Annotated in this window: 20 protein-coding genes and 1 pseudogene; 11 read left to right on the forward strand and 10 right to left on the reverse strand. The window is 71.3% G+C overall.

Going from position 1 to position 26,456, the window contains the following annotated elements:
- Positions 1 to 324: 324 nt before the first annotated feature.
- Positions 325 to 714, forward strand: coding sequence for a TraR/DksA family transcriptional regulator (locus ACWCP6_RS27165; protein WP_450935194.1), 390 nt, complete (start codon positions 325 to 327; stop codon positions 712 to 714).
- A 203-nt stretch (positions 715 to 917) separates the two neighbouring features.
- On the opposite strand, the gene ACWCP6_RS27170 is transcribed toward ACWCP6_RS27165, so the two are convergent.
- Positions 918 to 1,790 (reverse strand): COG4705 family protein, encoded by an 873-nt coding sequence (locus tag ACWCP6_RS27170; protein ID WP_450935195.1) that lies wholly within the window; start codon positions 1,788 to 1,790, stop codon positions 918 to 920.
- Between the two features lie 453 nt (positions 1,791 to 2,243).
- A complete protein-coding gene (locus ACWCP6_RS27175; RefSeq protein ID WP_450935196.1) occupies positions 2,244 to 2,444 on the reverse strand; it encodes a DUF1918 domain-containing protein in 201 nt (66 codons plus the stop codon).
- A gap of 275 nt (positions 2,445 to 2,719) precedes the next feature.
- Here ACWCP6_RS27175 and ACWCP6_RS27180 point away from each other — a divergent pair, with 275 nt between their 5' ends.
- Entirely contained in the window at positions 2,720 to 4,135 is a 1,416-nt protein-coding gene (locus tag ACWCP6_RS27180; RefSeq protein WP_450935197.1) for an MFS transporter, read from the forward strand.
- Between the two features lie 264 nt (positions 4,136 to 4,399).
- Here ACWCP6_RS27180 and ACWCP6_RS27185 read toward each other — a convergent pair whose 3' ends face one another.
- From ACWCP6_RS27185 to ACWCP6_RS27210, 6 genes are all read right to left on the reverse strand, one after another.
- Positions 4,400 to 4,678: a WhiB family transcriptional regulator gene (locus ACWCP6_RS27185; protein WP_450935198.1), complete on the reverse strand. Its 279-nt coding sequence runs from the start codon at positions 4,676 to 4,678 to the stop codon at positions 4,400 to 4,402.
- Positions 4,679 to 5,271: 593 nt separating this feature from the next.
- Entirely contained in the window at positions 5,272 to 6,819 is a 1,548-nt protein-coding gene (locus ACWCP6_RS27190) for a PH domain-containing protein (protein ID WP_450935199.1), read from the reverse strand.
- Positions 6,816 to 7,307, reverse strand: coding sequence for a PH domain-containing protein (locus tag ACWCP6_RS27195; RefSeq protein ID WP_450935200.1), 492 nt, complete (start codon positions 7,305 to 7,307; stop codon positions 6,816 to 6,818). Before ACWCP6_RS27195 ends, ACWCP6_RS27190 begins: the two co-directional genes overlap by 4 nt.
- 345 nt (positions 7,308 to 7,652) lie before the next feature.
- Positions 7,653 to 7,865 (reverse strand): hypothetical protein, encoded by a 213-nt coding sequence (locus ACWCP6_RS27200; RefSeq protein WP_450935201.1) that lies wholly within the window; start codon positions 7,863 to 7,865, stop codon positions 7,653 to 7,655.
- A 385-nt stretch (positions 7,866 to 8,250) separates the two neighbouring features.
- Entirely contained in the window at positions 8,251 to 8,952 is a 702-nt protein-coding gene (locus ACWCP6_RS27205) for a ribonuclease H family protein (RefSeq protein ID WP_450935202.1), read from the reverse strand.
- A gap of 156 nt (positions 8,953 to 9,108) precedes the next feature.
- Positions 9,109 to 9,375, reverse strand: a complete 267-nt coding sequence (locus ACWCP6_RS27210) for a response regulator transcription factor (protein WP_450935203.1) — start codon at positions 9,373 to 9,375, stop codon at positions 9,109 to 9,111.
- A 408-nt stretch (positions 9,376 to 9,783) separates the two neighbouring features.
- Here ACWCP6_RS27210 and ACWCP6_RS27215 point away from each other — a divergent pair, with 408 nt between their 5' ends.
- The 7 genes and pseudogenes from ACWCP6_RS27215 to ACWCP6_RS27245 all read left to right on the forward strand — a co-directional run bounded on the left by ACWCP6_RS27215 (position 9,784) and on the right by ACWCP6_RS27245 (position 16,268).
- Complete coding sequence (locus ACWCP6_RS27215) at positions 9,784 to 10,299, forward strand: hypothetical protein (RefSeq protein WP_450935204.1); 516 nt, start codon at positions 9,784 to 9,786, stop codon at positions 10,297 to 10,299.
- 90 nt (positions 10,300 to 10,389) lie between these two features.
- A pseudogene (locus ACWCP6_RS27220) lies at positions 10,390 to 10,500 on the forward strand (fasciclin domain-containing protein); the annotation flags it as partial.
- 271 nt (positions 10,501 to 10,771) lie between these two features.
- The gene (locus tag ACWCP6_RS27225; RefSeq protein ID WP_450935205.1) at positions 10,772 to 12,091 is read left to right on the forward strand and encodes an NAD(P)/FAD-dependent oxidoreductase; all 1,320 of its coding nucleotides are present in this window, start codon (positions 10,772 to 10,774) and stop codon (positions 12,089 to 12,091) included.
- Positions 12,085 to 12,846, forward strand: a complete 762-nt coding sequence (locus ACWCP6_RS27230) for a DUF1365 domain-containing protein (protein WP_450935251.1) — start codon at positions 12,085 to 12,087, stop codon at positions 12,844 to 12,846. Before ACWCP6_RS27225 ends, ACWCP6_RS27230 begins: the two co-directional genes overlap by 7 nt.
- Before the next feature lies 1 nt (position 12,847).
- Positions 12,848 to 14,134, forward strand: coding sequence for a class I SAM-dependent methyltransferase (locus ACWCP6_RS27235; protein ID WP_450935206.1), 1,287 nt, complete (start codon positions 12,848 to 12,850; stop codon positions 14,132 to 14,134).
- Positions 14,131 to 15,462, forward strand: coding sequence for a class I SAM-dependent methyltransferase (locus tag ACWCP6_RS27240; protein WP_450935207.1), 1,332 nt, complete (start codon positions 14,131 to 14,133; stop codon positions 15,460 to 15,462). The genes ACWCP6_RS27235 and ACWCP6_RS27240 overlap by 4 nt, the downstream gene beginning before the upstream one ends.
- Entirely contained in the window at positions 15,459 to 16,268 is an 810-nt protein-coding gene (locus ACWCP6_RS27245) for a DUF1295 domain-containing protein (protein WP_450935208.1), read from the forward strand. The genes ACWCP6_RS27240 and ACWCP6_RS27245 overlap by 4 nt, the downstream gene beginning before the upstream one ends.
- A gap of 272 nt (positions 16,269 to 16,540) precedes the next feature.
- Here ACWCP6_RS27245 and ACWCP6_RS27250 read toward each other — a convergent pair whose 3' ends face one another.
- Together ACWCP6_RS27250 and ACWCP6_RS27255 are read right to left on the reverse strand one after the other, a co-directional pair.
- Positions 16,541 to 17,122: a response regulator gene (locus tag ACWCP6_RS27250; RefSeq protein WP_450935209.1), complete on the reverse strand. Its 582-nt coding sequence runs from the start codon at positions 17,120 to 17,122 to the stop codon at positions 16,541 to 16,543.
- Positions 17,119 to 21,444 carry a HAMP domain-containing protein gene (locus ACWCP6_RS27255; protein ID WP_450935252.1) on the reverse strand — a complete coding sequence of 1,442 codons (4,326 nt, stop codon included), beginning with the start codon at positions 21,442 to 21,444 and terminating at the stop codon, positions 17,119 to 17,121. The genes ACWCP6_RS27250 and ACWCP6_RS27255 overlap by 4 nt, the downstream gene beginning before the upstream one ends.
- Before the next feature lie 286 nt (positions 21,445 to 21,730).
- Here ACWCP6_RS27255 and ACWCP6_RS27260 point away from each other — a divergent pair, with 286 nt between their 5' ends.
- Complete coding sequence (locus ACWCP6_RS27260) at positions 21,731 to 23,590, forward strand: PP2C family protein-serine/threonine phosphatase (RefSeq protein WP_450935210.1); 1,860 nt, start codon at positions 21,731 to 21,733, stop codon at positions 23,588 to 23,590.
- 337 nt (positions 23,591 to 23,927) lie between these two features.
- Positions 23,928 to 26,366 carry a SpoIIE family protein phosphatase gene (locus ACWCP6_RS27265; RefSeq protein ID WP_450935211.1) on the forward strand — a complete coding sequence of 813 codons (2,439 nt, stop codon included), beginning with the start codon at positions 23,928 to 23,930 and terminating at the stop codon, positions 26,364 to 26,366.
- The last annotated feature ends 90 nt before the right edge of the window (positions 26,367 to 26,456 follow it).

A 26,456-nucleotide genomic window follows, 5' to 3' on the forward strand; every position in this document is an offset into this window, starting at 1 on the left:
GAGGTTCATGGCGGTCCTCCGGCGGGTCGGCCCGGTCGTCACTGCTGCTCACACCCTCGGAAGCAGTGGGGCAAATGCCTGAATGATGCGTTTTGCCCTCTTTCAATGAGCTTGACCGGGCGACTTCACCACCCCGTCCGCCACCTGTCACAGACGTGTCACAGGCCCGGCAGCGGACGGAAGGCCGCGTGGTCCGTCGAAGCTCGGGCCGAGCAGGGGCAACCCCCGTCGGCTCCCCGCCCGAGCAGGGGCAACCCCCGGTCTGCTCGCCGCCCGCGGGCACCGTACGGAATGCGCACCGGAGGTGCCGGCGTTCAAATCCGCATGGGAGACGAGCCTGGGTATGCCGGATTCTCGGCGGCCGAGCGTGAGCCGACACGCAAGCGGCTGGCCGCCGAGCGTACGGACACCCTGGCGCAGATCGCCGCACTGAGCCGTGAGTTCGACGGGATCGTCGAGGCGAACGCGCTGGTGGCGGTCGACGACGAGCACGACCCCGAGGGGTCGAGCACGGCCTTCGAGCGGGCCCATGTCGCCGCGCTGCTGGCACAGGCGCGCGAGCATCTGACCGATCTGGACGAGGCGGCGGAGCGCCTGGAGCGAGGCGACTACGGACAGTGCCAGGGGTGCGGTGAGCCGATTCCGAGAGAGCGACTCGAAGCGCGCCCGGCGACGACCCTGTGTGTCGGCTGCGCCGAGGCCGCCACTCGCTGAGGAGCCCCCCTCGCCGAGGAGAGCGGGCGGGCCTGGAGCGGGCCCCCGCCCTGATGCGAGGCAGGGGCGGTCCAGGCTCGGCAGACCCTGCCGCCGAGCACCGCACTACGCTCGCTCCACGCCCGTCCACCGACCCCACAGCATTGCCGCAGGTCGGTGCCCACGGTGGGACGCCGTCCGCCGGCGGACGGCGTCCCCGTGTTTCACGATCGGCCGATGTGCTGACCGACCGCTTCCGCTTCCGGCCCCTCGGTTTCCAGGGGCGATGCGGCGGCCCGGCGCTCCTGGACGTGGGCGTAGGCCATCAGCGCGAACAGGACCGCGAGCAGTACGGCGGAGGAGCCGACCGTACCCAGGTCGAGTCCGCCCTTGGCGACCGGCTTGGTCAGGAAGTCGCCGGCGGTGGCGCCGAGCGGCCGGGTGAGCACGAAGGCGATCCAGAACAGCAGCACGTTCGGCACGACGGGCACCTTCATCAGCGCGACGAGGACCGCGAGCACGCCGCTCACCAGCAGCGCCCCGCCCAGGTAGCCGAGGCCCGAGCTGTCGGACAGGAAGTCGCCCATCGAGGTGCCGAGGGTGTTGGAGACGAGGATCGCCGACCAGAACAGGGCCTCGCCGCGGAAGGTGACGATGTCGCGGATCTGGAAGGTCATCCCACTCTGCTTCCACACGAGGAAGATCACCAGGAGGATCGAGACGAGGATCGCCGCACCGACGGGATAGCCGAGGCCGAGGCCCTGCGGACCCCAGCCGAGCGAAGTGGCGCCACCCGAGAGGTACTTGGCACTGGCGTCGCGGTTCATGAAGTCGGACATCGTGGTGCCGGCCATGCTGGTCGAGAGGATCACGGTCCAGTAGAAGAACGGGTTGTAGCGCGAGGACCTCAGCTGGACGACCAGGGTCACCACGAAGATCAGGAACAGGGCGATCGTGGTGAGGAAGTAGCCGAGCTTGAGCGTCTGGGCGAACAGGTCGCCCGCCGTCTCGCCGAGGGTCGTTGCGGCGATCTTCATGATCCAGAACGCCAGCGTGACCTCGGGCAGCTTCTTCATCACGGATTTCGTCGTCGTCAAGAGTGCTCCCCAGTGCAGGTAACGATCTTGGCCCAACCCTGGCAGCGGCAACCTGAACGCATCCTGAACGCGTGCGTCACGGGTCTTGCCACGGCGATTCCGCCTGTGCTGCCTCCGGGTCGGCACCGCCGAGTCACAGAAGGCCCTCCCGCCGCCGAGCGCCGTCGACACAGTCGCCGGGCGCCGCTCCTCTCGAAGTCGGCGGGCCCGGAAGTCTGCGGCGGCCGCGGCTCGTGCGGCCCGCCGTCCCGCGCGGAACGGCGGGCCGCAGCTGGAGCGTGGGACCGGGTACCACCTGCGGACCGGGCTCCCGCATCGGTCGCGGTCACCCCGCCGCCGTCCGCTCGGTCGTGTCCGGCTCCCCGGTGACGGCGCCGGACGACCGGGCGACAGCCGGGCGACGACCTCGCCGCGCCCGGGCATCGCGTGAAAGGGCGGAGGCGCCGCCCTCTGTCAGCCCCGGTCCATCGCGCCCCGGCGGTCGACGACGCTGTCCGGACCCGGACTCATGATCGTCTCGTGTCCGTTCTCCGCCCTCACCCTGTACGGCGGGGTGCCGTTCGGCCCGAGAACCTCGACGATCTCGACGACATGGTCCTGTTTGCCGACGACGCGGCCGTGGACCACGAGCCGGTCTCCCTTGCTGGCGTGCATCTTCCGCAGTTCCTTCCGCCATCGAACGAAGCAGTCGGGCACCATCGTCTTGCCCTGCCCGCCGCACAGCCACCACCGCACGTGTTGCGTCACTCGTCCGGCGGAGCGACGGGGCGGCCGGCCGGAGCGGCGCCGGGTCGGCGGCAAGCCGGGCCGACGTTCACTTCCCCTGGCCGAACCCGGCGGCATGGGTCCGACACTCCCTCAGAATCCGCACATACCGCACCTTATGGTGGGCCCTGTTCAGGTGATCGGGGGCCGAGGGGAGCCAGGGCGTGGCGGGTACGGAGCGGGCCGACGACGGGCGGACGACGCGGGCTCCGGCCTCCGGGGAACGCTCCTGGGCGCCGCTGCTGGCGGTGTGCGCCGGGTACTTCATGGTGATCCTGGACGTGACGATCATCAACGTCGCCGTTCCGGTGGTGGGTCGGGATCTGTCGGCCTCGCTCACCGGCATCCAGTGGATCACCGACGGGTACACACTGGTGTTCGCCGGATTCCTGCTGACCGGTGGCGCGCTCGGCGACCGGCTGGGCAACCGCCGGGTCTTCTGCGCGGGCGTGGCGGTGTTCACCTTGTCCTCGGCCGCGTGTGCGCTCGCTCCGAACGCCCCCTTCCTGGTCGTGGCCCGGCTGGTGGAGGGGCTCGGCGCAGCACTGATCGTGCCCGGTTCCCTGGCCCTGCTCCAGCAGGCCTATCCGGCACCGGCGGCGCGGTCGCGGGCCTTCGGGCTGTGGGGGTCGATGGCCGGCATCGCGGCTTCAGCCGGACCGCTGCTGGGCGGGCTGCTGGTCTCCACCGTGGGCTGGCGATGGGTGTTCCTCATCAACCTGCCCGTCGGTGTCGCCTGCCTGGTGCTGACGCTGCGGTACGTGGCGCCGTCGCCCCGGACGCCCGCGCGGGCACTGGACTGGCCGGCGCAGTGCGCGGTCGTGGCGGCGGTGGCGTCGCTGACAGCCGCGCTGAACGAGGCCGGGCGGCGCGGCTGGTCCGATCCTGCCGTCATCGCCGGACTCGGCCTGGCGGTGCTGGCCGTCGCGGCCTTCGCGGTGCGCGAGCGGCTGGCCCGGTCTCCCGTGCTCCCCCTGAGCATGCTGCGCTCACGCGCGTTGAGCGGCGGCGCCGTCATCGGCCTGCTGTTCAACTTCGGCTTCTACGGCATGGTGTTCACCGCCAGCCTGGACTTCCAGCACCAACGCGGCTTCAGCGCCCTCGGCACCGGGGTGGCGCTGTTCCCGGCGGTGGCGATGACCATGTTCGCCTCCGTGCTGTCCGGGCGGCTGACCCGTCGCACCGGCGATCGTCCACTGGTGGTCTCCGGCATGCTGCTGGCCGCCCTGGGGCTTGCCGGATGGGCCGCCGCGGGGGCCGCGCCCGCCTATCCCCTCCTGGTGGCTCCGATGATGGCCGCGGGCTTCGGTACCTCGTTCGCCCTCACCGGATCGACCGCCACTGTGATGGGTGCCGCTCCCCCGGCGTTCTCGGGAACCGCCTCCGCCCTGTTCAACACCACCCGTCAGATCGGCAGCGCCACCGGTGTGGCGCTCGGCGGGACCCTGCTCGCCACGGCCACCGACTACAACGCCGGGCTGCGCGTCAGCATGGCCATCGGAGCGCTCGCCTATCTGACCGCGGCGGGCCTCGCCCGGCTGTGCGTTCCGGCGAAGCCCAGGGAGCGTTCGGCGTCCTGAGACCGCGGTGAAGGGGGAACCGACACGCGTCCGGCGGCCCCGGCACAGCGGGCCGACTCCCCCGAGTCGTCCCAACCGCCTTGCCCGCCCGCATGAGTCGACCGGACCGCTTGGCCGGCTTGCATGACGGTGGAGCCGGTTCAGGGGAAGACCGACTCAACGGCCCGCCGTCGACCAGGGGTTGGCCGGTAGCCCGCGCGCCCCGGAAGTCACGTGCCGACGAGGCGGTGACCCACGGAGAGCGCAGGCTGCGGAGCACATCTGTCAGTGCTGGTCATGGGGTCGGCCTCCAGCCGCCTGCGCGGCGCGCCGACGGGCCGCGCGGCGCCGCAGGGCACGACGCTCGTCCTCGCTGCGGCCGCCCCAGACACCCGAGTTCTGGCCGAGGTCCAATGCGTACTGCAAGCACTGATCGACTACGGGGCAGCGTTCACAGACGGACTTCGCCTCCCTGATCTGGAGCAGCGCAGGGCCGGTGTTGCCGACCGGGAAGAACAGCTCCGGGTCCTCGTCGAGACAAGCAGCCTGGTCGAGCCAGGTCATGTGACCTCCTCCATCCTGATCGTGCCGCAAGGTGAAAGCGCGATGAGTCGAACCCGCCCGCCGGAACGCGGGCGAGCGATCACAACCGCTGGCTGCGGTGATCTATCAAGCGCCTACCCGCTCGCGCCGCGACCTTTCATACCGATCCCGACGGACGGCACCAAGGCCGTCCCCGGGACTCGCGACCTGGGAGGGGACGGAGCCGGGCCGAGGCCGGGAGGGCCGGAGCGCCCCTTCGCCGGGTGCGGTCGACGGGACGGTGGAGGACCAGAACGGCGGAGGACCAGGACGGCAAGGCGGCAAGGCGGCAGTGCGGCCGATCAACGCGCCGCGCGAGCGGACCGCTGCTCGTGACTGCGATCGCGCGCGAGGTGCGGGAGGAGATCGGGACGATGCCCTCTCCCGTGTCGCTGGTGCCGAGGCTGGAGGAGCCGGCGGGCTGAGCGTGCGAAGGACAAGCGGTAGGGGCCGTATCCGGAAGTCGTTTCCGGGTACGGCCCCTACCGTGTGCGGGGCGATTGGTGCGTGGTGGGGGGACGGCACGCGGGGTGCCGCCCCTCCACCTGTCGGGGGATCGCCAGTTGGCCCGAGGGTCAGCCGCGCGGGGAGCGTTCGATGAACGGGGCGAGCAGCTTCGGTACGGCCTCTTCGGCGTAGGTGAGGCCGACGCCGACGGATACGTCCCGCACCTTGTAGCAGCCGACACCCGCGGTGGTGGCGCCGATGGTGAGCAGTCCGTTGCGTCGCTGGAAGTAGGAGCGGGTGATGTTCCAGCCGATGACGCCGTCCCGCTGGAGGGCGACGGTGCGGCGGGCGAAGGTACCGGCACGGACGACGAGGTAGCGGTCGCGGATTCCGTGGCCGAGGGCACGGTAGGCGTCGTTGGCGAGGGCGATGACGACCGGCAGGCCGACGAGTGCCGTGATCCAGGCGGTGTGCACCAGGACGGGGGTGAGCCACAGCCCCAGGCCCAGCGGGATCGCGACGACAGGCGCGAGGACCAACAGGCCGCGGTTGATGCGACGGCGCAGGGCGGCGCGGGAGTGCGGGACGAGCTCGGTCAGCTCCGTCGGGGACTGTTCCTCGGCGAGGACGTCGGCGGCGACCCTCAGGGCCTCGTCCCGGGGCACAGGCGGGGTGAGGGAACAGCGGCTTCGGTTCTCGTCGCTGTTGCTGAGGCCGCTGGCTATGGCGCTCAGGCTGGCGCCGCCCGCCCAGCGAAGCAGCATCGGCTCGGCGACCTCGACGCCGCGCAGCCGACGCTCCTCGATGGTGACGGAGCGGGAGATGAGCAGTCCACGGCGGATTCGGAAGCTACCGTCCTGCTCGCGCTCCAGGCGGTAGTTGGTCCAGGCGTCCACAAAGGTGGCGGTGGAGATCGCGGCACCCGCGACGGCGGTGATCACGACAGCGACGAGGACGCCGAACCACAGGGGTACGGAACCGAAGCGGTCCTCGATGTCCTTGACGATGCCCAGTTCGAGCGGGTCGACCTTCATCTCGTGCAGGATGCGGTAGGCGGTGCCGACGCCGGCGAAGACACTGCCGACGCCCCAGACGGTGAGCGGCGCGTACCGCAGCCAGGCCCAGTCCATCTCGGCGATGGTGACGTCTTCGTCCTGGCCGGTGGCGCGGCCGCTGCCACGGCGGTCGATGAGGAGCCTGCGCAGTTCGCGCGCCTGATGCCGGGTGATGCCGTCGAGGGAGAGCTTGCGGCTGGAGGACGAGCTCTGTTCGCCGGTGCCGATGCGCAGCGAGGTGAGGCCGAAGAGGCGGTGCATCGGCTTGGCTTCGAGGTCGACGCTGCGGATCCGGTCGACGGGGACCGAGCGGCGGCTGCGGAAGAGCAGGCCGGAGCGCAGTTCGACGCGGTCGCCGGTGACGCGGAAGCGGGTGGTCAGCAGCCGCATCGTGCTGATCCCGGTGATGACCAGGAAGGTGATCACCAGTGAGCCGAGCGAGATGAGGGCCTGGAGGTTGGCGCCGGTCAGGGCGACCGTGACGGCGAACAGGGCGAGCGGTCCGGCGAGCATGCTCAGGTTGACCAACAGCAGTCTGGGGCTGAGCCTGCTCCACTCGGGGCCTTCGGCGGCGCCGTTGGAGGTCCCGGTGGCCGCCCGCTGTTCGGTGTCGTGGCTCATGTCGCGTCTCCCGGCGTGGCCTGGGTCGACTTGGTGAGGTGTTCGACCACTTCCCGCGCGGTCCGGTGGTCGATTCCCTTGATCTTCACGGCGCCGGAGTAGGAGGCGGTGGTGACGGTGATGCCGGAGAGACCGAAGAGCTGCTGGAGAGGCCCGCGCAGGGTGTCCACGGTCTGGATGCGAGACAGCGGCACGACCCGCCACTGCTGCCAGAGCCAGCCGGACGCCGCGTAGACGGCTTCGTCGGTGGTCTCCCAACGGTGCACCCGGTAGCGCCAGACGGGCATGACGGCCATGTAGGCGAGGCCCGGTACGAGCGAGATCACGAAGGCCCAGCCGAAGAACAGCCTGGCGGGCGGGATGAAGAGATACAGCACGCCGAAGACGATCGGCAGGGGCAGGGCGAACATCGCAGACTGAAGCGTCCACCAGCCCACTGCCCGGGCTTCGACACGATTGCGCGGGGGCCTGAGCCTGACAGCATCCATGTGTTTCACTGCTTCACCCTAGTTCTGAGACGATCTTGCACCAAGCCGGATCTGATGCTCCGTCACATCAGTGCGTATTGGCGGAACTCTCCGGGTAGGCCGCCGTGTTGCCAGCCGCAGGAGTCTGCCCGTCGCGCAGCCGGCGGCGCTTGGCGAATCGAGTTTTCGACGGTGTGCCGGTAGGCGGGCTTGGGACGCCAAGGGGGCCGCGTAGGCGTGGCCCACGACTTCACCGGACAGTTCGGCGACCAGAAAGGGCAGACCTTGGGCGGTGAGGTCGTCAAGCCGCTGGTGCCAGACGGCCTTCGGTGGCGGGCCCTCCTCGAAGGACGGTGAGCGGGGTGATCAGCGCGACCGGCCGTCGGCGTTGGCTTCGGCGTCAAGGACGTCCTGGTCGAAGCCCCATTCCAGCGATGGCAGGCCGGCGTCGTCCTGGTGGATGTGCCGGCGCAGGCAGGCGGTCACGCGGCGCTTGGCGGCGATCACCCGTGCCCGGGCGGCGATCTTCTCGGCGGTCTTGTAGTGCCGCCCGCCCGCGGCGCGGGCGAGCTTGTCCATGTCCTCGGCCGCCTTGGCCAGGCGCTTGGCCAGGGCTGCCTGCAGCCGGCGGCGTTCGCGGTGGAGTGGACCAGGATCCGTCGCAAGCCGAGCTGCGGGTCGCTCTTGCGCGGGCCCGCCAGGGTGTGGACGTCCTCCGGCACAGGGCCCGCGCCAGCCGGTCGTCGTTGAGCAGGGCCGGTTCGATCCCGCTCCTCCACCGCCCAGACCCGGGCCCGGTCCCCGACCCGGAACAGTGGCATCGGCGAGGTCAGCCGGTTCGCGACCAGCGCCTCGATCACCTGCCCATGCGTCAGGTGATCACCCAACTCAACGCGACCGGACCGGCTTTGGACACCGCTCCGACGACCAGATCATCCGATTCAACGACCTGCGAAGTACAGGTCTAGGAAGCGGACGGGGACGCCGCGGCACAGGCGGGGTGTCCCCAGCCGTCGTCGTTCTTCGCGATCGTCTCGCCCTTGGCGTAGCTGCGCCCGCAGCGGCACCGTCCGGGGAACTTCGCCGTGACCGAAGCCCGCGACGCACCTCCCGCCGTCGAACGCCGCCCCGTCGTGGTGCGCCGCGGGCGCGCCGCGGCCTTGGGCCGTTCCTGGTTCTCGGGCGGCGGCAGGGCGGAACCTGCCACGGAACCGGCCGACTGCTGGGTGCGGGCCGTGTCACTGGCCGCGGCGTCGGCGGCAGCGTTCAACGGGTCCCCGTCGACCTGGTGGGCCGGGGTGTAGACGAATTCCACGTCCCGGCCGGTCAGCAGCTCGTCGATCGTCACGACCAGGTCCCGGTTGGCCACGGGCGTGCCGGACGCGGTCTTCCATCCCCTGCGGCGCCAGCCTGGCAGCCAGGTCGTTACGGCCTTCATCGCGTACTGCGAATCCATCCGGACCTCCAGCGGGAGGGCGGGATCGGTGGCCTGGAGCAGCTCGCGCAGTGCGGTCAGTTCGGCCACGTTGTTCGTCGCCCTGCCCAAGGGGCCCGCTTCCCAGGACGCCACTGCACCATCGGCGTCTGCGATGACCCAGGCCCAGGCCGCGGGCCCGGGATTACCTTTCGACGCCCCGTCACACGCGGCGATGATCCGTTCCACCATTCCCCCGATACTGCCATGCGCACCGGGTCCTCGGTGCCTCGCCCGTACGGGGCCGCCATGAGGGCGGCCGTCCCGGGGACCGCGCCCCGGTCCCGGCCGTTTCCCTCCGGGCGTTGCCCTGTTCCCGGCCGGTGTCACCGAGGCGGTGCCCCGTGGTCACAGGCCGAGGGAGATGGCCAGGCGGGTGAGCTCGGCCGTGCTGTTGATGTTGAGCTTGGCGCGGATACGACGGAGGTAGGCGTCGACGGTGTGCTTGGAGAGGCCCATGTGGCGGGCGGTCTGCAGGTAGGTGCGGCCGGCCGCGATATGGCGCAGGGTCTCGCGTTCACGCGGGGCCAGCGCGGGAGCGGAAGCGTCGGCGGAGGTTGCCGCGGAGGATTCGGTGGCGGTTTCGGTGCTCGGCGTGGCGGGTGTGAGGTTCATGGCGGTCCTCCGGCGGGTCGGCCCGGTCGTCACTGCTGCTCACACCCTCGGAAGCAGTGGGGCAAATGCCTGAATGATGCGTTTTGCCCTCTTTCAATGAGCTTGACCGGGCGACTTCACCACCCCGTCCGCCACCTGTCACAGACGTGTCACAGGCATCCCCCGGGCGCCCCTGTGGATCACTCCATTGATCCAGCAGGTCCCGGCATGGCGGCGCCTCCCGCAACAGGCTGGTGGCATGACCAGCAAGCTGCAGGGAACACCGACCAGCCGGTCGCGGCGTTTGGCGGACAGCGGGACCACGCTGGTGGCCAGTGCGGTGACTGGGGCGGGTCACCGGCCATCGGCAAGGGCGGCGCGCGGGTCAGGTCCGTGAGCCGGCCCGCTTCCGACCCCGGTTTCATTTCCGTGGACGGCTCCCGCCTGCATCTGGACGCCGACGGCCGGCGCACCGCCCCGGACACGGTCTGGAACGACTCGGACACCGGCAAGGGGACGTCCGGCGGCGGTCCGTCGCAGACGTTCCGGCGCCCCGCCTATCAGGACGTTGTGCGCGGTGCGGTGGGTCAGCGGCGCGGGACGCCCGACCTGTCCCTGGACGGTTCGTTGTCCGGGGGCACGCTGTTCTACGAGAGCTTCTTCCCCTCCGGGGCGGGGTGGGTCAGCGCAGGCGGCACCAGCGAGGCCGCCCCGCTGTTCGCCGCGGTCGTCGCGCCGGCCGACGAGCAGGCGGGGAAACGCCTCGGCGACCTCCACAGCGCGCTCTACGACCTGGCCAAACGGCCGGACGGCGGGGTCGTCGACATCACCGAGGGGAACAACGGCCCGGACGGCTTCCGGGCCACGAAGGGCTACGACCTCGCCTCCGGACTGGGCACCATCGACGCGTCCAGGTTCGTACCCACCATCGCCGCCAGGGGGTGAGCCGTACAGCCACGGCCCCGCTCGGCCCTCCCCTTCTCTCCCATCCCCCCTCTTCTTCGTCTCGCGTCGCAGACTCCTTTCCGCTTCCTTTCCGGCGTCTTCTCCGAGGTCAACGACTCGGCGAGGGTGGTGTGCGGCAACGTCGAGACCGCCGATGCCGACGTCGACATCGTGGACGAGGTGCTGATGCCGAAGAGCTGACGCCGGACGGAGCGGCGCCGCCCGGCACCGGACCGAGCTCCCGTGCGGGGGCCCGGGAAGGGCCCGCGCGTGACGGGACGCACGGCTCCTCGCCCGGCCGTCGCAGGACACACGCCCGGCCGCCCCGGTCCCCCGCCGGGGCGGCCGGGCGTACCGATGTCCGCCGGGCCGTGCCCCGGGCCGGCGGATGTCCGCCCGGTGGCGAATCCGCTCGCGGCCCGGCCCCGGAATACCCACGACAGGGATGCGGCAGCGGGTGGGAGGAGAAGCAGTGCCAGGAGCGTCAGGGGACACGGCGGGGCTCGAGGGGGCGCCGGCCGGCAGTGGGGAAACCGGGCGGCGCACCGCCGTCGTGGGCAGCGGGGTGGCGGGGCTGACCGCCGCGTACGTGCTGCGCCGTGCGCACCACGTGACGCTGTACGAGGCGGACGACCGGCTCGGCGGGCACGCCCACACCCACGACCTGGCCACCGACGACGGCCGGGTCCACCGTGTCGACTCCGGTTTCATCGTGCACAACCGCCGCACCTACCCTCATCTGCTGCGGCTCTTCGGCGAACTCGGCATCGCCACGCAGGAGTCGGAGATGAGCATGTCCGTGCGGTGCGAGGGCTGCGGACTCGAATACGCGGGCGCCCGGGGCCCCGTCGGGCTGTTCGCCCAGCCGCGCAACGCCCTGCGCGGCTCCTACCTGCGGATGCTCGCGGAGGTGCCGGCCTTCCACCGGGCCGCCCGCCGGCTCCTCGCGGCCGGCACCGACGACACCCTCACCCTCGGTGCATTCCTCGACCGGGAGGGGTTCTCGCCCTACTTCCGGGCGCACTTCGCGACGCCGCTCGTGTCGGCCGTGTGGTCCTGCGATGCCTCGACGGCCCAGCACTACCCGGCCGCCTATCTGTTCCGGTTCCTGGCCCACCACGGAATGCTCTCGGTGGGCGGCTCACCGGTGTGGCGCACGGTCACGGGCGGCTCCCGCACCTACGTCGAAAGGATCGCGGCCCGGCTCGACGCGGTGCGCACCGGTACCCCGGTCCGGTCGGTGCGCCGGCACGCCGACGGTGTGGAGATCACGGCGGACGACGGGACCGCCGCCTCGTACGACCGTGTCGTCATCGCCGTGCACCCCGACCAGGCGCTGCGGATGCTGGTGGACGCGAGCCCCGAGGAGAAGGAGGTGCTCGGCGCGTTCCGCTACGCGCGCAACGCCACGGTCCTGCACAGCGACGCCTCGCTGCTGCCCCGTGCTCGCGGGGCGCGCGCCTCGTGGAACTATCTGATGCCCTCGTGCACGGCCGGCGCCGACCACGTCCGCGTGAGCTACGACATGAACCGGCTGCAACGCCTCGACGCCCAGGACAGGTTCGTCGTCACGCTCGGTGGCGACGACCGTGTCGACCCGGCACGCGTGCGGGCCCGTATGACGTACGAACACCCCGTATACACGCCCGAGTCGGTCGCGGCGCAGCGGCGACTGCCCGAACTGAACACGGCCGTCACCGCGTACGCGGGTGCCTACCACGGCTGGGGATTCCACGAGGACGGCTGCCACTCCGGGGTCCGGGCCGCCGCCGCGCTGGGGGTGGCCTGGTGACCCGGCCGCCCGGTCCGCCGCCCGGCGGCCTGCCGCGGCTGCCCGCCCTGTACCCGTGCACCGTCTCCCACGTACGCACCGCGCCGACGCGTTACGCACTGCGCCACCGGACCTACATGTGGCTGATCGACGCCGACCGGCCGCCGCGGCTGCCGCGCTTCGTGAGGCCGCTCGCCCGGTTCGACGCGCGCGACCACTTCGACGGCAGCGCCCCCAGCCTGCGGGCGGCGGTGGACGGTTACCTGGCCGAGCACGGAGTCGACCTCGAGTCGGGCCCCGTCGTGATGCTCACGCATGCCCGGGTCCTGGGATACGTGTTCAACCCGCTGACGCTCTACTGGTGTCACGGCCCCGACGGCGCGTTGCGCTGCGTGGTCGCGGAGGTCCACAACACCTACGGCGAACGGCACGCCTATCTGCTGCGTCCGGACGAGGCCGGCATCGCACACGTCGACAAGGAGTTCTACGTCTCACCGTTCTTCCCCGTCGCGGGCCGCTACCGCATGCGGCTCCCGCTGCCGGGGGACCGCCTCGGCCTGGCCGTACGCCTCGAACCGCCCGGCGGGCGCCCCTTCACGGCATCCGTTCACGGCGCCCGACGCGAAGTGACGACAAGGGCGTTGCTGCGTCTCGCGCTGCGCCACCCCTGGTCCACCGTCGCGGTGGCGGCGGCCATCCGCAGGCACGGCATCCGGCTGTATCTGCGGGGCCTGCCCGTCCAGCCGCGCCCGAGCCACCGCACCCGGAGAGTGTGACATGACGACAGCCCAGACCCGCCCCGCCACCGAGCGACGACCCGGGAGCGACCCGACGGGAGCCGTCGACCCGGCCCGCTGGCCGGACGTGGCCGCGGTGCCGCGGACGTCCTGGCCGCGGAGGGCCGTCACCGGGGCCGTCGTGCGCCGGGCCCTGAACCGGCTGCCGCTGCGTGTCCGCTTCGCCGGCGACGGCGAAGCGGGCCTCGGCGGACCTCTGGTGGACGTACGCGACCCGAAGGCGTTCCACGAGCGGATCGGCAGGGACGGACTCATCGGCTTCGGCGAGTCGTACATGGCTGGCGAGTGGGACGCGCCCGATCCCGTGGCGGCCCTCACCGTACTGGCCGCACACGCAGCCGACCTGGTCCCCGCTCCGCTCCAGCGGCTGCGCGGGCTGTGGGCCCCGCGGCAGCCGGGCAGCCAGCGCAACACCCCCGACGGCTCCCGCGACAACATCAGCCGCCACTACGACCTGTCCAACGACCTGTTCGCTCTCTTCCTCGACGACACCCTCACCTATTCCTCCGCCGTGTTCCGCAGTTTCCCGGCCGACTGGTCCCTGCTGGTCTCCGCGCAGCAGCGCAAGATCGACCGGCTGCTCGACCTCGCCGGGGTGGGCGACGGCACGCGCATGCTGGAGATCGGCACGGGCTGGGGCGAGCTCGCGATCAGGGCCGCCGCCCGTGGCGCCCGTGTCACCTCGCTGACCCTCTCCCGGGAACAGCGCGACCTGGCGCGCGCACGGGTGCGCGACGCCGGTCTCCGCGACCGGGTGGCCGTCGAGCTGTGCGACTACCGCGAGGCGACAGGGACCTACGACGCGGTGGTGAGCGTCGAGATGATCGAGGCCGTGGGCGAGGAGTTCTGGCCGGTCTACTTCCGCACGCTCGACGAGCGGCTGGCGCCGGGCGGCCGCGTCGCCCTCCAGGCCATCACGATGCCCCACGACCGGATGCTGGCCTCCCGGCACACCTACACCTGGATCCAGAAGTACGTCTTCCCCGGAGGCCTGATTCCCTCCGTCGAGGCGGTGGAGCAGACGGTGCGCGACCACACCGGGCTGCGCATCGCCCGCAGGGACGGCTTCGGTGCGCACTACGCCGAGACGTTGCGCCTGTGGCGGGAACGCTTCGCCGAACGCGCGGACGACGTCGCCGCGCTCGGTTTCGACGACACGTTCCGGCGGCTGTGGACCTTCTATCTGGCGTACTCCGAGGCCGGGTTCCGCTCCGGCTACCTCGACGTACAGCAGTATCTGCTCACCAAGGAGGACTCCGCCCGATGACGACAGCCCGCACCCCCGGCGGGGCCCGCACCGCCAGGTCCGGCGCCGCCCACCGGCTCGCCGCGCTCGCCGAGGACGCACTCGGCGGCCCGCTGCCCGTGCGGCTGCGCACCTGGGACGGCAGCGAGGCCGGGGCACCCGGCGGCCCCGTGGTCGTCGTACGGTCCCGGCGCGCCCTGCGCCGGCTGCTCTGGGAGCCCGGCGAGCTGGGCCTCGCGCAGGCGTACGTCACCGGCGAAATCGACGTCGAGGGAGACCTGGCACAGGGGCTGCGCGCCATGTGGGCCGCCGCGCGCGAACGGGGCCTGCACGCCCCCCGGCTCACTCCGGGCGACCGGGTCCGCGCGGCCGGCACCGCCCTCAGGCTCGGCGTCGTCGGCCCCCGCCCCGCTCCGCCCGCGTCGCAGGCCCGGCTCCGCGGCACGCTGCACAGCAGGATGCGTGACCGGGCGGCCATCAGCCACCACTACGACCTGTCCAACGACTTCTACCGGCTGCTCCTCGACGAGACCATGGCCTATTCCTGCGGCTACTGGGTGAGCGACGAACCCGACGCCGCGCCCGCCGACGCTCAGCGCGCCAAGCTGGAGCTGATCTGCCGCAAGCTCGGCCTCGTGCCCGGCGCGCGGCTGCTGGACGTCGGCTGCGGCTGGGGCTCGCTCACGCTGTACGCAGCCGAACGCCACAAGGCGCAGGTCACCGCCGTGACCCTGGCGCGGGAGCAGGCCGACCACGTGCGGGCGCAGGTCGAGGAACGCGGGCTGGAGCACCGCGTCGAAGTGGTGTGCCAGGACTACCGGGACATCGCGGGCGCCGCCTACGACGCCGTGGCCACGGTCGAGATGGGCGAGCACGTCGGGGACGCCGAGTACCCGGCGTTCGCGGCGGCGCTGCACCGACTGGTCCGGCCCATGGGGCGCGTCCTGGTGCAGCAGATGTCGCGCGGCGCCGACGCTCCCGGCGGCGGTGCCTTCATCGAGTCGTACATCGCGCCCGACATGCACATGCGGCCGGTCGGCGAGACGGTCGGCCGGTTGGAGCGAGCCGGTCTGGAGGTGCGGTCCGTGGAGTCGATGCGCGAGCACTACGTGCGTACGATCGCCGCGTGGCACCGCACCCTGGAGGAGCGCTGGAGCGACGTCGTCGCGCTCGTCGGTGAGGAGACGGCGCGTGTCTGGCGGCTGTATCTCGTCGGCGGGGGACTCGCCTTCGCCGAGCGGCGCATGGGCGTCGACCAGATCCTCGCGGTCCGGCCGGCGCCCGGAGGGGACGGCGGCATGACGGCGTCGGAGCCGGGCGACTGGTACCGGGGGCTGGACGGCCGGTGAGCGGATTCGTGTGGAGCGGCTTCGCCGTCAACCTGGGATGGGCGGCGGTGACGGCCCTGGCCGTCATGCTGGCCACCTTCGCCTTCGCGGTGCGTCTGGGGGTGCACCGGATCGTGGACATCGCCTGGGGCGTCGGCTTCACCGCCGTCGCGGTGGTGACCTGCGTGGCCTCGGCGGGCGACGGCCTGCCGGGACGGCGGTTCCTGGTGACCGCGCTCACTGCCGTCTGGGGACTCCGGCTCGCGCTGCACATCGCCCGCCGGAGCCGCGGGCACGGCGAGGACCCGCGCTACGAGGCCATGCTGGCCAAGGCCCCGGGCCATCGTGACCTGTACGCCCTGCGCATGGTGTACCTGCTCCAGGGCCTGCTGGTGTGGCTCGTGTCGCTGCCCGTGCAGATCGCCCAGTACGCACCGGGGCCGGTGACCGGCTTCGCCTGGGCGGGCACCGCGCTGTGGGCGGTGGGCCTGTTCTTCGAGGCGGTGGGCGACGCGCAGCTTGCCCGGTTCAAGGCGGACGCGGCCAACAAGGGCCGGGTCATGGACCGCGGGCTCTGGAGCTGGACCCGCCATCCGAACTACTTCGGGGACTTCTGCGTCTGGTGGGGCCTGTTCCTGATCGCCTGCGACGCGGGAGCGGCGGCCGCTGCCGTGGCCGTGGTGTCCCCCCTGGTCATGAGCTTCCTGCTGATCAGGGGAAGCGGGAAGGCGCTGCTGGAGCGGCACATGGCCGACCGGCCCGGCTACGCCGCGTACGTGGCCCGTACCAGCGGGTTCTTCCCCCTGCCGCCCCGCGGCCGCTCCTGAACCGGGTGGGAGCCCGGTCGCCGGGTCCCACCGCACACGTAAGGCCGGCAGCCCCAGCAGGGCCCCGCGCTCAGGGAACGGGTCCTGCATCGCGTCTCGACCGTGCGGCAGGTGTGCTGATGCGGGGCGCCGTCGGTGGGGCGTCCTGGATCGGCGTCACCGTGGAGCCGGCCGGCGGACGGACAAGCCGACCCCCTCCCCGGTCGTCCGCGCAGGCGGGGCACAGCGCGGCGCGCCCGCTCCAGGGGCAGCGCGTCCGGCGGACGTCCTGTCTAACTGGTGTGGCCGGGCAGCAGGCTTCCGACGACGCGCTCCATGTCGGCTATGCGGTCGGCGAGCTGCGCGGACTCGGCTCCCTGCCCGTTGCGCAGCAACAGCTCGATCTGGGCGAGCCGTTCGCCGACCTCCTCCAGGCGGTCTTCGTCCCCCGCGGCGGTGCGCGAGGCCAACTGGCGGTTCTTCCGGTGCAGTTCGAGGAAGATGCTGACCTTGGTGCGCAGCACCCACGGGTCGATGGGTTTGGTGATGAAGTCGGCGGCGCCGATCGCGTATCCCCGGTAGGCGTAGTCCTCGCCCGCCTCCGTCCCGGTCACCAGAATGATGGGTACGTCCTTGGTCTGGTCGAGACGCTTGATGTTGGCGGCGGTCTCGAACCCGTTCATGCCCGGCATCCGTACGTCCAGGAGGACCACGGCGAACTCCTGGCGCAGCATCGCCTTCAGCGCCTCCTCGCCCGAGCGGGCGCACACCAGATGCTGGTGGAGGGGACCGAGTACGGCCTCGAACGCGACGAGGTTCTCCTCCATGTCGTCGACGATCAGGATGGAGCACTGATCGGGCGGGTGGGTGCTCATGGCGGGTTCCTCGGCGGATCGCCGGTGGCGTCGACGGCGGCGTTCGTACCGGTGCTGTCGGCGGCCGGCGCGTTCGTACCGTCGTCGGCGGCCGGGGGTGCTGCGCCCGTGCCGGCGTCCGGCGGTTCCGGGACGGTGTCCTCGTCCGCCTCCGACGGTGCCGTGCCGGCGTCCGCGTCAGGCGGTTCCGCTCCGGTGGCCGCTTCCGGCGTCAGTGCCGGGCACCCCTTCTCCGGATCGAGCAGGTCGCAGATGACCGACAGCAGACGGTCGACGTCCACGGGTTTGGGGACGTACTCGGACGCTCCGCTGTCGATCGCCTTGTCGCGGTCGCCCGGCATGGCCTTGGCGGTGAGCGCGATGATCGGCAGGTGGGTGAGCCGAGGTGTGCCGCGGATGGCGCGGATGGTTTCGTATCCGTCCATCTCCGGCATCATGATGTCCATCAGGACGAGGGACACGTCCGGGGACCGCTGCAGGACCTCCAGGCCCTCCCTGCCGTTCTCCGCGTACTTCACCGTGATGCCGACGCGGCCCAGCACATGGGTGAGGGCGAAGACGTTGCGGATGTCGTCGTCGACGATGAGGATGCGCCGGCCTGCCAGCACACGGCCGGGCCGGCCGCTGAGCCATTCCTTGAGCCGCGTCGTCTCCGGCCACATGTCCTCGCGGCCGTCGGCCGTGCCGGCCGCTTCCCTGGCCAGCGCTGCGTCCAGGTCCTTGCTCGGCTCGTCCAGGTCCACGCCCTCCGGCACCAGGACGTCGGCGCTGGGAACCTCCACTCCGTCGAGCGTGTCGCGCGCCGGCCCGCCCCCGGCCGGCAGTGCCGGGCTCTGCTCGGGAACGGCGGGCGGAACATCCGCGGGGCGCAGGTCACCCAGGCTCTGTGGAGCGGGGACGCCGGGGTGGTGCGCCGGGATGTACAGAGTGAACCGGGATCCCACGCCCGGCTCGCTCTCGGCGACGATGCGCCCGCCGAGCATCCCGGCGATCTCGCGGCTGATGGAGAGGCCGAGCCCGGTGCCGCCGTACTTGCGGTTGGTGGTGCCCTCGGACTGCTGGAACGCCTCGAAGATGATCGGAAGCTTCTCGGGTGAGATGCCGATCCCGGTGTCCCTGACCGAGAAGGCGATCACCGCATCCGCGTTCTTGAGCGTCACCTCGTCGAACTGCTCTCCCGGCACACGGTCGACGCGCAGTTCCACGCTTCCGGAGTGGGTGAACTTCACCGCATTGGACAACAGGTTGCGCAGGACCTGCTGGAGACGCTGTTCGTCGGAGTACAGCTCGGACGGCACGTTCTCACCGACGGCGATCTCGAAGCCCAGACCACGGTCGAGGGTGAGCGGCCGGAACGTCGCGTGCACGTAGTTCAGCAGCTTGATCAGCGGCAGCGTGTTCGGGTGCACGTCCATACGGCCGGCCTCGATCTTCGACAGGTCGAGGATGTCGCTGATCAGCTGGAGCAGGTCGGAGCCCGACCGGTGGATGGTGCTCGCGAACTGCACCTCCTGGTCGGACAGGTGTCCGTCGGGGTTGTCGGCGAGCAACCGGGCCAGGATCAGCAGGGAGTTGAGCGGCGTACGCAGCTCGTGCGACATGTTCGCCAGGAACTCCGACTTGTACTGAGAGGCCGTCGCCAGCAGAGCGGCCTTCTCCTCCAGTTCGGCGTTGGAGCGCTGGAGTTCGTCGGAGCGCTCACGCAGTTCGGAGGTGAGCCGCTGGGACTCCGAGAGCAGGGACTCCGTACGGGAGTTGGCGATGATCGTGTTGATCGAGACGCCGATCGTGTTGGCGAACTGGTCGATGAAGGCCAGGTGCACCTCGCTGAACCTGCTCAGCGAGGCCAGCTCGATCACTCCGAGCACCTCGTCCTCGAAGAGGATGGGCAGGATGACCACACTGGCGGGTATCGCCGAGACGAGCCCGGTGTTGATGGTGATGTAGTCCGGCGGGGCGTCCGTGATGAGGATGCGCTGCTTCTCCTGGGCGGCCTGTGCGATGAGGCCGCGGCCTGGGGTGCCGGTGCCGGGGAGCGGGCTCGTCCCGCTGGGCTGGTCGGTGCCGTACCCGGCGATGAACTGGAGTCCCTCGCCGCGCGGTGCACCCGCCTCGGCCAGGAAGAACGCACCGAACTGCGCGTTCACCAGCGGTGTCAGCTCGCGCAGGATCAGGTCGGCGACCTCGACCAGGTCCCGGTGGCCCTGCATGAGGGCGGCCATGCGGGTGAGGTTGGACTCCAGCCAGTCCTTGGCCCGGGTGGTCTCGCGGAGGTTGGAGACCATGAGGTTGATGTTGTTCTTCAGCTCGGCGACCTCGCCCTGGGCCTCGACCGAGATGGATCGGGACATATCACCCTGGGTGACCGCGCTGGCCACCTCCGCGATGGCGCGGACCTGAGTGGTGAGGTTCAGGGCCAGCTCGTTGACGTTGGTGGTGAGCCGCTTCCACGTTCCGTAGACGCCCTCGACACGGGCCTGACCGCCCAGTTGCCCCTCGCTGCCGACCTCCCGGGCGACGCGGGTGACCTCGGAGGAGAACGACGACAGCGTGTCGACCATCGTGTTGATCGTGGTCTTCAGCTCCAGGATCTCGCCGCGCGCGTCCACATCGATCTTCTTCGACAGATCGCCCTGGGCGACGGCGGTGGCGACCTGCGCGATGTTGCGCACCTGCGAGGTCAGGTTGTCCGCCATGAAGTTGACGTTGTCCGTGAGGTCCTTCCACACACCCGAGACCCCGCGGACCTGCGCCCGGCCCCCCAGCCGCCCCTCCGTACCCACCTCACGGGCGACTCGCGTCACCTCGTCCGCGAACGCCCGCAGCTGCTCGACCATCGTGTTCACGGTGTCCTTCAGCTGGAGGATCTCGCCGCGGGCGTCGACCGTGATCTTCTTCGACAGGTCACCGTTGGCGACCGACGTGGTCACCTGGGCGATGTTGCGGACCTGGGAGGTCAGGTTCGACGCCATGAAGTTCACGTTGTCGGTCAGCTCCTCCCAGACACCCGAAACGCCGCGGACCTGCGCCTGGCCGCCCAGATTGCCCGCGGTGCCGACCTCGCGGGCCACCCTGGTCACCTCGTCCGCGAACGCCGACAGCTGGTCGACCATCGTGTTGATCGTCGACTTCAGCTCCAGGATCTCGCCCTTCGCCTCGACAGTGATCGTCTTGCCGAGGTCCCCCTGGGCGACGGCGGTCGCGACCAGCGCGATGTTGCGCACCTGCGAGGTCAGGTTGTCCGCCATGAAGTTGACGTTGTCCGTGAGGTCCTTCCACACACCCGAAACGCCGCGGACCTGCGCCCGGCCCCCCAGCCGCCCCTCCGTACCCACCTCACGGGCGACTCGCGTCACCTCGTCCGCGAACGCCGACAGCTGGTCGACCATGGTGTTCACGGTGCTCTTGAGCTGGAGGATCTCGCCGCGGGCGTCGACCGTGATCTTCTGGCTCAGGTCGCCGTTGGCGACCGCCGTCGTCACCTGGGCGATGTTGCGGACCTGGGAGGTCAGGTTCGACGCCATGAAGTTCACGTTGTCGGTGAGGTCCTTCCACACACCGGAAACGCCCGGCACCTGCGCCCTGCCGCCGAGCTGTCCTTCGGTGCCGACCTCGCGGGAAACGCGCGTCACCTCGTCGGCGAACGCGCGCAGCTGGTCGACCATGGTGTTCACGGTGAGCTTCAGCTCCAGCAGTTCGCCGGTCGCCTCGACGGTGACCTGCCGGGTCAGGTCGCCGCGTGCGACCGCCGTCGTGACCACCGCGATGTCACGCACCTGCGCGGTCAGCCGCGAGGCCATCGTGTTGACGGCCTCGGTCACGTAGCGCCAGTCGCCGGAGAGCCCCTGCACCGTCGCCCGGCCGCCGAGGCGCCCCTCGGTGCCGACCTCGCGGGCCACGCGGGTGAGCTCGCCGGTGAACAGCGACAGCTGCTCGACCATGCGGTTCACCCCGCGTCCCAGGCGCCGTAGGTCCCCGTGGAGCTGACGCTTCCCGTCGTGCAGCTCCACGCGCTCCGTGAGGTCACCGCCCGCGACGGCGTTCAGCACGCGTGTGCAGTTGACGACCGGGACGGCGAGTGCTTCGAGCAGTGTGTTGGCCGCGTCCACGCTCGTGGTCCACGCCCCGTGCCCGGGGCTCGCCGCAAGTCGCTCGTCCAGCCTGCCCTGACGCACCACCTCACGGCGCACCCGCTCCAGCTCCGAGGCGAGATGCGCGTTCCGGGCGACGATTTGGTTGAACACCTCTGCCATCTCGGCGATCACACCTTCGGGCAGTCCCCCTGCCCGGGCGGTGAAGTCGCCGTCGCGCAAGGAGTTCATCGCGGCGAGCAGCGGACGCAGCTCGGCCACGCGTATCCACTCCCCGTCCTCGACGGGGCCCGTGATGCCTGCGGCGGCGGCCCTGGTCACGGCTGGTTCCTCTGCCCGCAACGGTGGCTCACGCGTAGCGGCGTCGGGTGGGGCGGCACGTTCCATGGCAACCCATTCCGGGAAAGATTTTGGTTACCTCCCGTTTAGACTACATTCGTGGTCGTATGAGTCGACAGCGAGTCGACCGGGGGTGCCCGTGGGAATGTCCATCGGCCCGCGTGAAACCGTGTCGCGGATGCGTGTGCCCGCCAATGAGCTCGCGGCCTCGGCGGCGCGGAAGTTCCTGCGTGCCGCGCTGGCCGAGCGGGCCGCCGTGCTGTTCCCCGGGAGCCCGGAGATCAGTCCCCAGTTCCTCGACGACGCCGCGCTCCTCGTCAGCGAGCTGGCCGCCGGTGCCGCGGCGCATCACGGATTCGAGATCGAGGTGGCCTGCCGCCTCGATTCCCCAGAGGGCGTTCCGGCCGATTCCGGCTGGAGCGGGACCGGCCATGTGGCCGTGGTCGTCGAAGTGGTGGACCGCGGCTCCTCGGACCGCACCCACGGCGGGAAAGATGCCCCGGGCGACCTTCACGGCTACCGTCGGCAGCTGGTGGGCGCTCTCGCCGAGTCCTGGGGCATGACGCACCGGCACGGCGACGACGCCCTCTGGTTCCGGTTGGAGGGCGCGGTACAGGCCTCGCTCCGGGCACGGCGGGACCCTGCGGGTTCCCCCACCGCAGCTGGGGGCGACGGGGAACCACCGGCCCCCGAGCTCGTCCGGACCGCCCAGCCGCCCGACCGCCCGGGACGCAGCGCCGACTGGGCCGAGCGCGAAGGGCAGTCGTTCCTCGCCGAGGCCGGCGAGCTCCTCGCCGGACAGCTGGACGAGGACATGGTGGCGGCGCTCGCCGGACAGCTCCTGGTCCCCAGGCTCGCCGACTGGTGCGGCGTATGGCTGACCACGGAGACCGCCGAGATGCGGCTCTCCCAGGTCTGGCACCTGGACGAGACGCGGATCCGCTCCCTGCGGACGGCGCTGGAGAAGGACCGTCCGCGCGCCAGGCTGAGCACGACCGGTGTGCCCTGGCCCTGGCCGGAAGGCGAGGGCTCCGAGGACGCCACCGGCTCGGCCCTGGCGTTCCCGCTCGTCGCGGGCGGCCGGTGCCGCGGCACCCTCGTGATCGGGCAGGCGGGCCTGCCGCACATGACCGACGCCGTCGTACGCCTTGCCGAGGATGTGGCCAGGCGAGTGGCGCAGGCAGTGGTCACGGCCCGCCACTACACCCGGCAGGCGACCATCAGCCGTACGTTGCAGCGCAGGCAGCTGCCCATGTCCCTCGCCGCCATACCGGGCGTCGACACGGCGATCGTCTACGAGCCCTGCGGTGAGGGCCAGACCGTCGGCGGGGACTTCTACGACCTGTTCCCCATGGGCGACCGCCGCTGGTGCTTCCTGCTCGGGGACGTGTGCGGCCATGATCTGGAGGCGATGTCCGTGACCGGTCTGGCCCGCCATCTGGTGCGGCTGCTGGCACGCGAGGGCCACGGTGTCGAGTCCCTGCTCAATCGGCTGAACCTCGCCATGGCGGAGGAGAGCGCGGAGGCCATGGCGTTCCGCGGCGAGAAGGAGGGCGCCCGCTTCCTGAGCCTGCTCTACGGGGAGTTGGAACCCGATCCGGCCGCGGGCGGCGCACGCTGCACCATCGCCAGCGCCGGTCACCCCCCTCCGCTGCGGCTGTCGGCGGACGGTTCGGTGACGACGGCCGCGGACCCGCAGCTGCTGCTCGGCATCAACGAGCACGTGGAGTTCCGCGCCAACACCTTCACCCTCGCACCGGGCGAGACGCTGCTGTGCGTGACGGACGGCGTGACCGAACGCCGCAGGGGCAACCGCCAGTTGGACGACGACAACGGTCTGGCGGAACTGCTGCGCGGCTGCGTCGGGCTCGGCGCGAAGGCCGTGGCGGAACGGGTGCGACGTGCAGCGCACGACTTCAGCCCCGAGCCGCTCGACGACGACCTCGCCGTGCTGGTGATCGAAGCGGTACCCGCGCTGGGAGGCGCCGCACAAGGGCGAAGCATGGTGACGGCGCTCCCGGACCGCCGTATCGCATGACCCAGCTCCAGCAGCAGACCGCCCTCCACCCGGCCGGGCGGAGGGCGGCGCCGTGTCCCGGCCCTGCGGCACCTGCCGAACGGCCTCACGGCCCGCACCCGCGGAACGGCGGGGCTGAGCACACTGCCTGCCACGGTCTCCCGCGTGGCGGGCGCGCGCGTCGTGGGCCCCCGGCGGACGCACGCGCCCGCGCTTCCGTGGGGAAAGTCCGTGCGTATCGCCCAGAGCTCGGCGCAGGGACGGTGCAGAGCGCGGGAGCGGGGGATGCGTCACTGTGGAACGTGGAGCCGCCCTTTACAGGTTCTCGACCTCGCGTGTCAGGTACGAGGTGGTGGTGATGAACGGACCGCGGACGACGTTCACGGAAAGCCCGGAGGATCCCTTCGCACTGCACCGCGCGGCCACGGCAGTGCTGGATCACCGCGGCACGGTCGTCGGCTGGAGCCAGCGCGCGTACGCACTCAGCGGCTACCCGTCCGAGGAGGTGATCGGACACCCCGCGGCCGACCTCCTCATCGACCCCCGCGACCGCGACCTGGCGGCGGCTGCTGCGGCGGCCTGCGTGGAGGAGGACGGATGGTTCGGCATCCTGCCCGTGCGGCACCGCGACGGCCACCGGCGCCCGATCGGCTTCCGGGTCCGCTGTGTCACCCGCAGCGGACCGAAGGGTGAGTGGTTCCTGGTCGGCGCTCCCGCCGAGGAGGTCGTCCAATGGGAGACCGACCGCTCGGTCCTGGAGGGGCTGTTCTCGCGCTGCCCGATCGGCATGGCCCTGCACGCACCGGACCTGAGCGTCCTGCGGGTCAACCGGGCGATCGCCCGGTTCGGCGGGCTCCCGGTGAGCGCGTACCGGGGACGCAGGATCGGGGACTTCCTGATCGGCCCGGACGCGGAGATGGTGGAGCGCGGCCTTCAGCACGTCCTGGAGACCGGGCAGCCGATGATCTTCACGGAGCAGCCCTGCCGGCTGCGCCACAATCCGGGACAGGAGCTTTTCGTGTCCGTGTCGGCCTTCCGGATGGAGGACGCCGCGGGGCGCACCCTCGGAGTCACCGAGCTGGTCGAGGACGTCACGGATGGTTACCGGGCCCGGCGCCGTCTCGCACTGCTCAACAAGGCCGGCGCCCGCATCGGTACGACACTTGACGTCGCGCAGACCGCCAGGGAACTCGCCGACGTGGCGGTCCCGGACCTCGCCGACTGCATATCGGTTGATCTGCTCGAACCGGTGAGCCGTGGTCAGGAGCCTTCCCGGGACCCCTTCGGACCGGTGTGCAGGATGGCCGCCAAGGCCCTGACGCCCGAGGCCGAGCAGCTGATGCGGCTGGTCGGCAAGGTGATCCACTACCCCCCGGACTCGCCGCAGGCCCGATGCCTGACCTCACAGCTTCCGGTCCTCAAGTCCCATCTGGAGGATCCCGCGAGCCCGGACGCCCCGGATCGGCCGCCAACCGGGCCGGCCGGGGCGCCGGACGTCCATTCGCTGATGGTGGTGCCGCTGACCGCCCGGGGACTCGTGCTGGGCATGGTCAGCCTCTGGCGCTCGCGGCGCCCCGAGCCGTTCGAGCAGGACGATCTCACCCTTGCCGAGGAATTCGCCACCCGCGCCGCCGTGTGCATCGACAACGCCCGCCGCTACACCCAGCAGCACCAGGCCGCGCTCGCACTGCAGCAGAGCCTGCTCCCCCATGAGCTGCCCAGCCAGTCGGCCATCGAGGTCGCCCACTGCTATCTGCCCGCGGGAGCCACCACAGGTGTCGGCGGCGACTGGTTCGACGTCATCCCGCTCTCCGGGGCCCGGGTCGCGCTGGTCGTCGGCGACGTGGTCGGCCGCGGTTTCCACGCCGCCGCCACGATGGGCCGGCTGCGCACCGCCGTGCACGCCTTGGCCGACCTCGACTTCGAACCCGACGAGATCCTCTCCCACCTCGACGACCTCGTTCAACGCCTCGCCGCCGAGCAGGAGATGAACGGCAACCGCCCGCCGGTCAACCAGGTGGTCGGGGCGACCTGTCTGTACGCGGTGTACGACCCGATCACCCGGCGCTGCACCCTTGCACGCGCCGGTCACCCACCGCCGGCGGTCGTCACACCGGACGGCAAGGTGAGCCTGTCGGACGTGCCCGCCGGCCCGCCGCTCGGGCTGGGTGGACTGCCCTTCGAGACCGCCGACCTGGATCTGGCCGAGGACAGTCTGCTGGTGCTCTACACCGATGGGCTCATCGACACTCCGGGCCACGACATCGACGCGGGCCTGTCCCTGATGTTCGACGAGCTGATCCGCCCCGGCCGGTCGCTGGAAGAGACGTCCCGGGCGGTCGTGGACGCGCTGCAGCCCGACCGCCCCGCCGACGACGTCGCGCTGCTCATCGCCAGGACCTCCATGCTGGCGCCGGACCGGGTGGGCACATGGACGCTGACCGCGGAGCCGATCGCCCCTTCCCAGGCCCGGAAACTGGCCGCGGATCAGCTCGCAGCCTGGGGGCTCGAGAGCATGGTCTTCACCACCGAACTCATCGTCAGCGAACTGGTCACCAACACTTACCGATACGCGGGCGGGCCGGTTACCTTGCGGCTCGTGCTCGACCGCTGCCTCATCTGCGAGGTCTCCGACCCGAGCAGCACCACCCCCCACCTGCGCCGCGCGGGCAGCACCGACGAAGGAGGGCGCGGCCTGCTCCTGGTGGCCCAGCTCACCGACCGCTGGGGCACCCGCTACACACGTGAGGGCAAAACCGTCTGGACCGAGCAGTCGCTGCCCGGCGCGTCGCCTTAGGGGGTGTCCGCAAAGTCGCGACCCGGCGCCGTGCGGCTCGCCGGGCGCCGCGTGCAGCGGATCGCAGCCGGCTGCCGTGCGGCTTCGGCC

Source organism: Streptomyces sp. NPDC002004 (genome assembly GCF_053593975.1).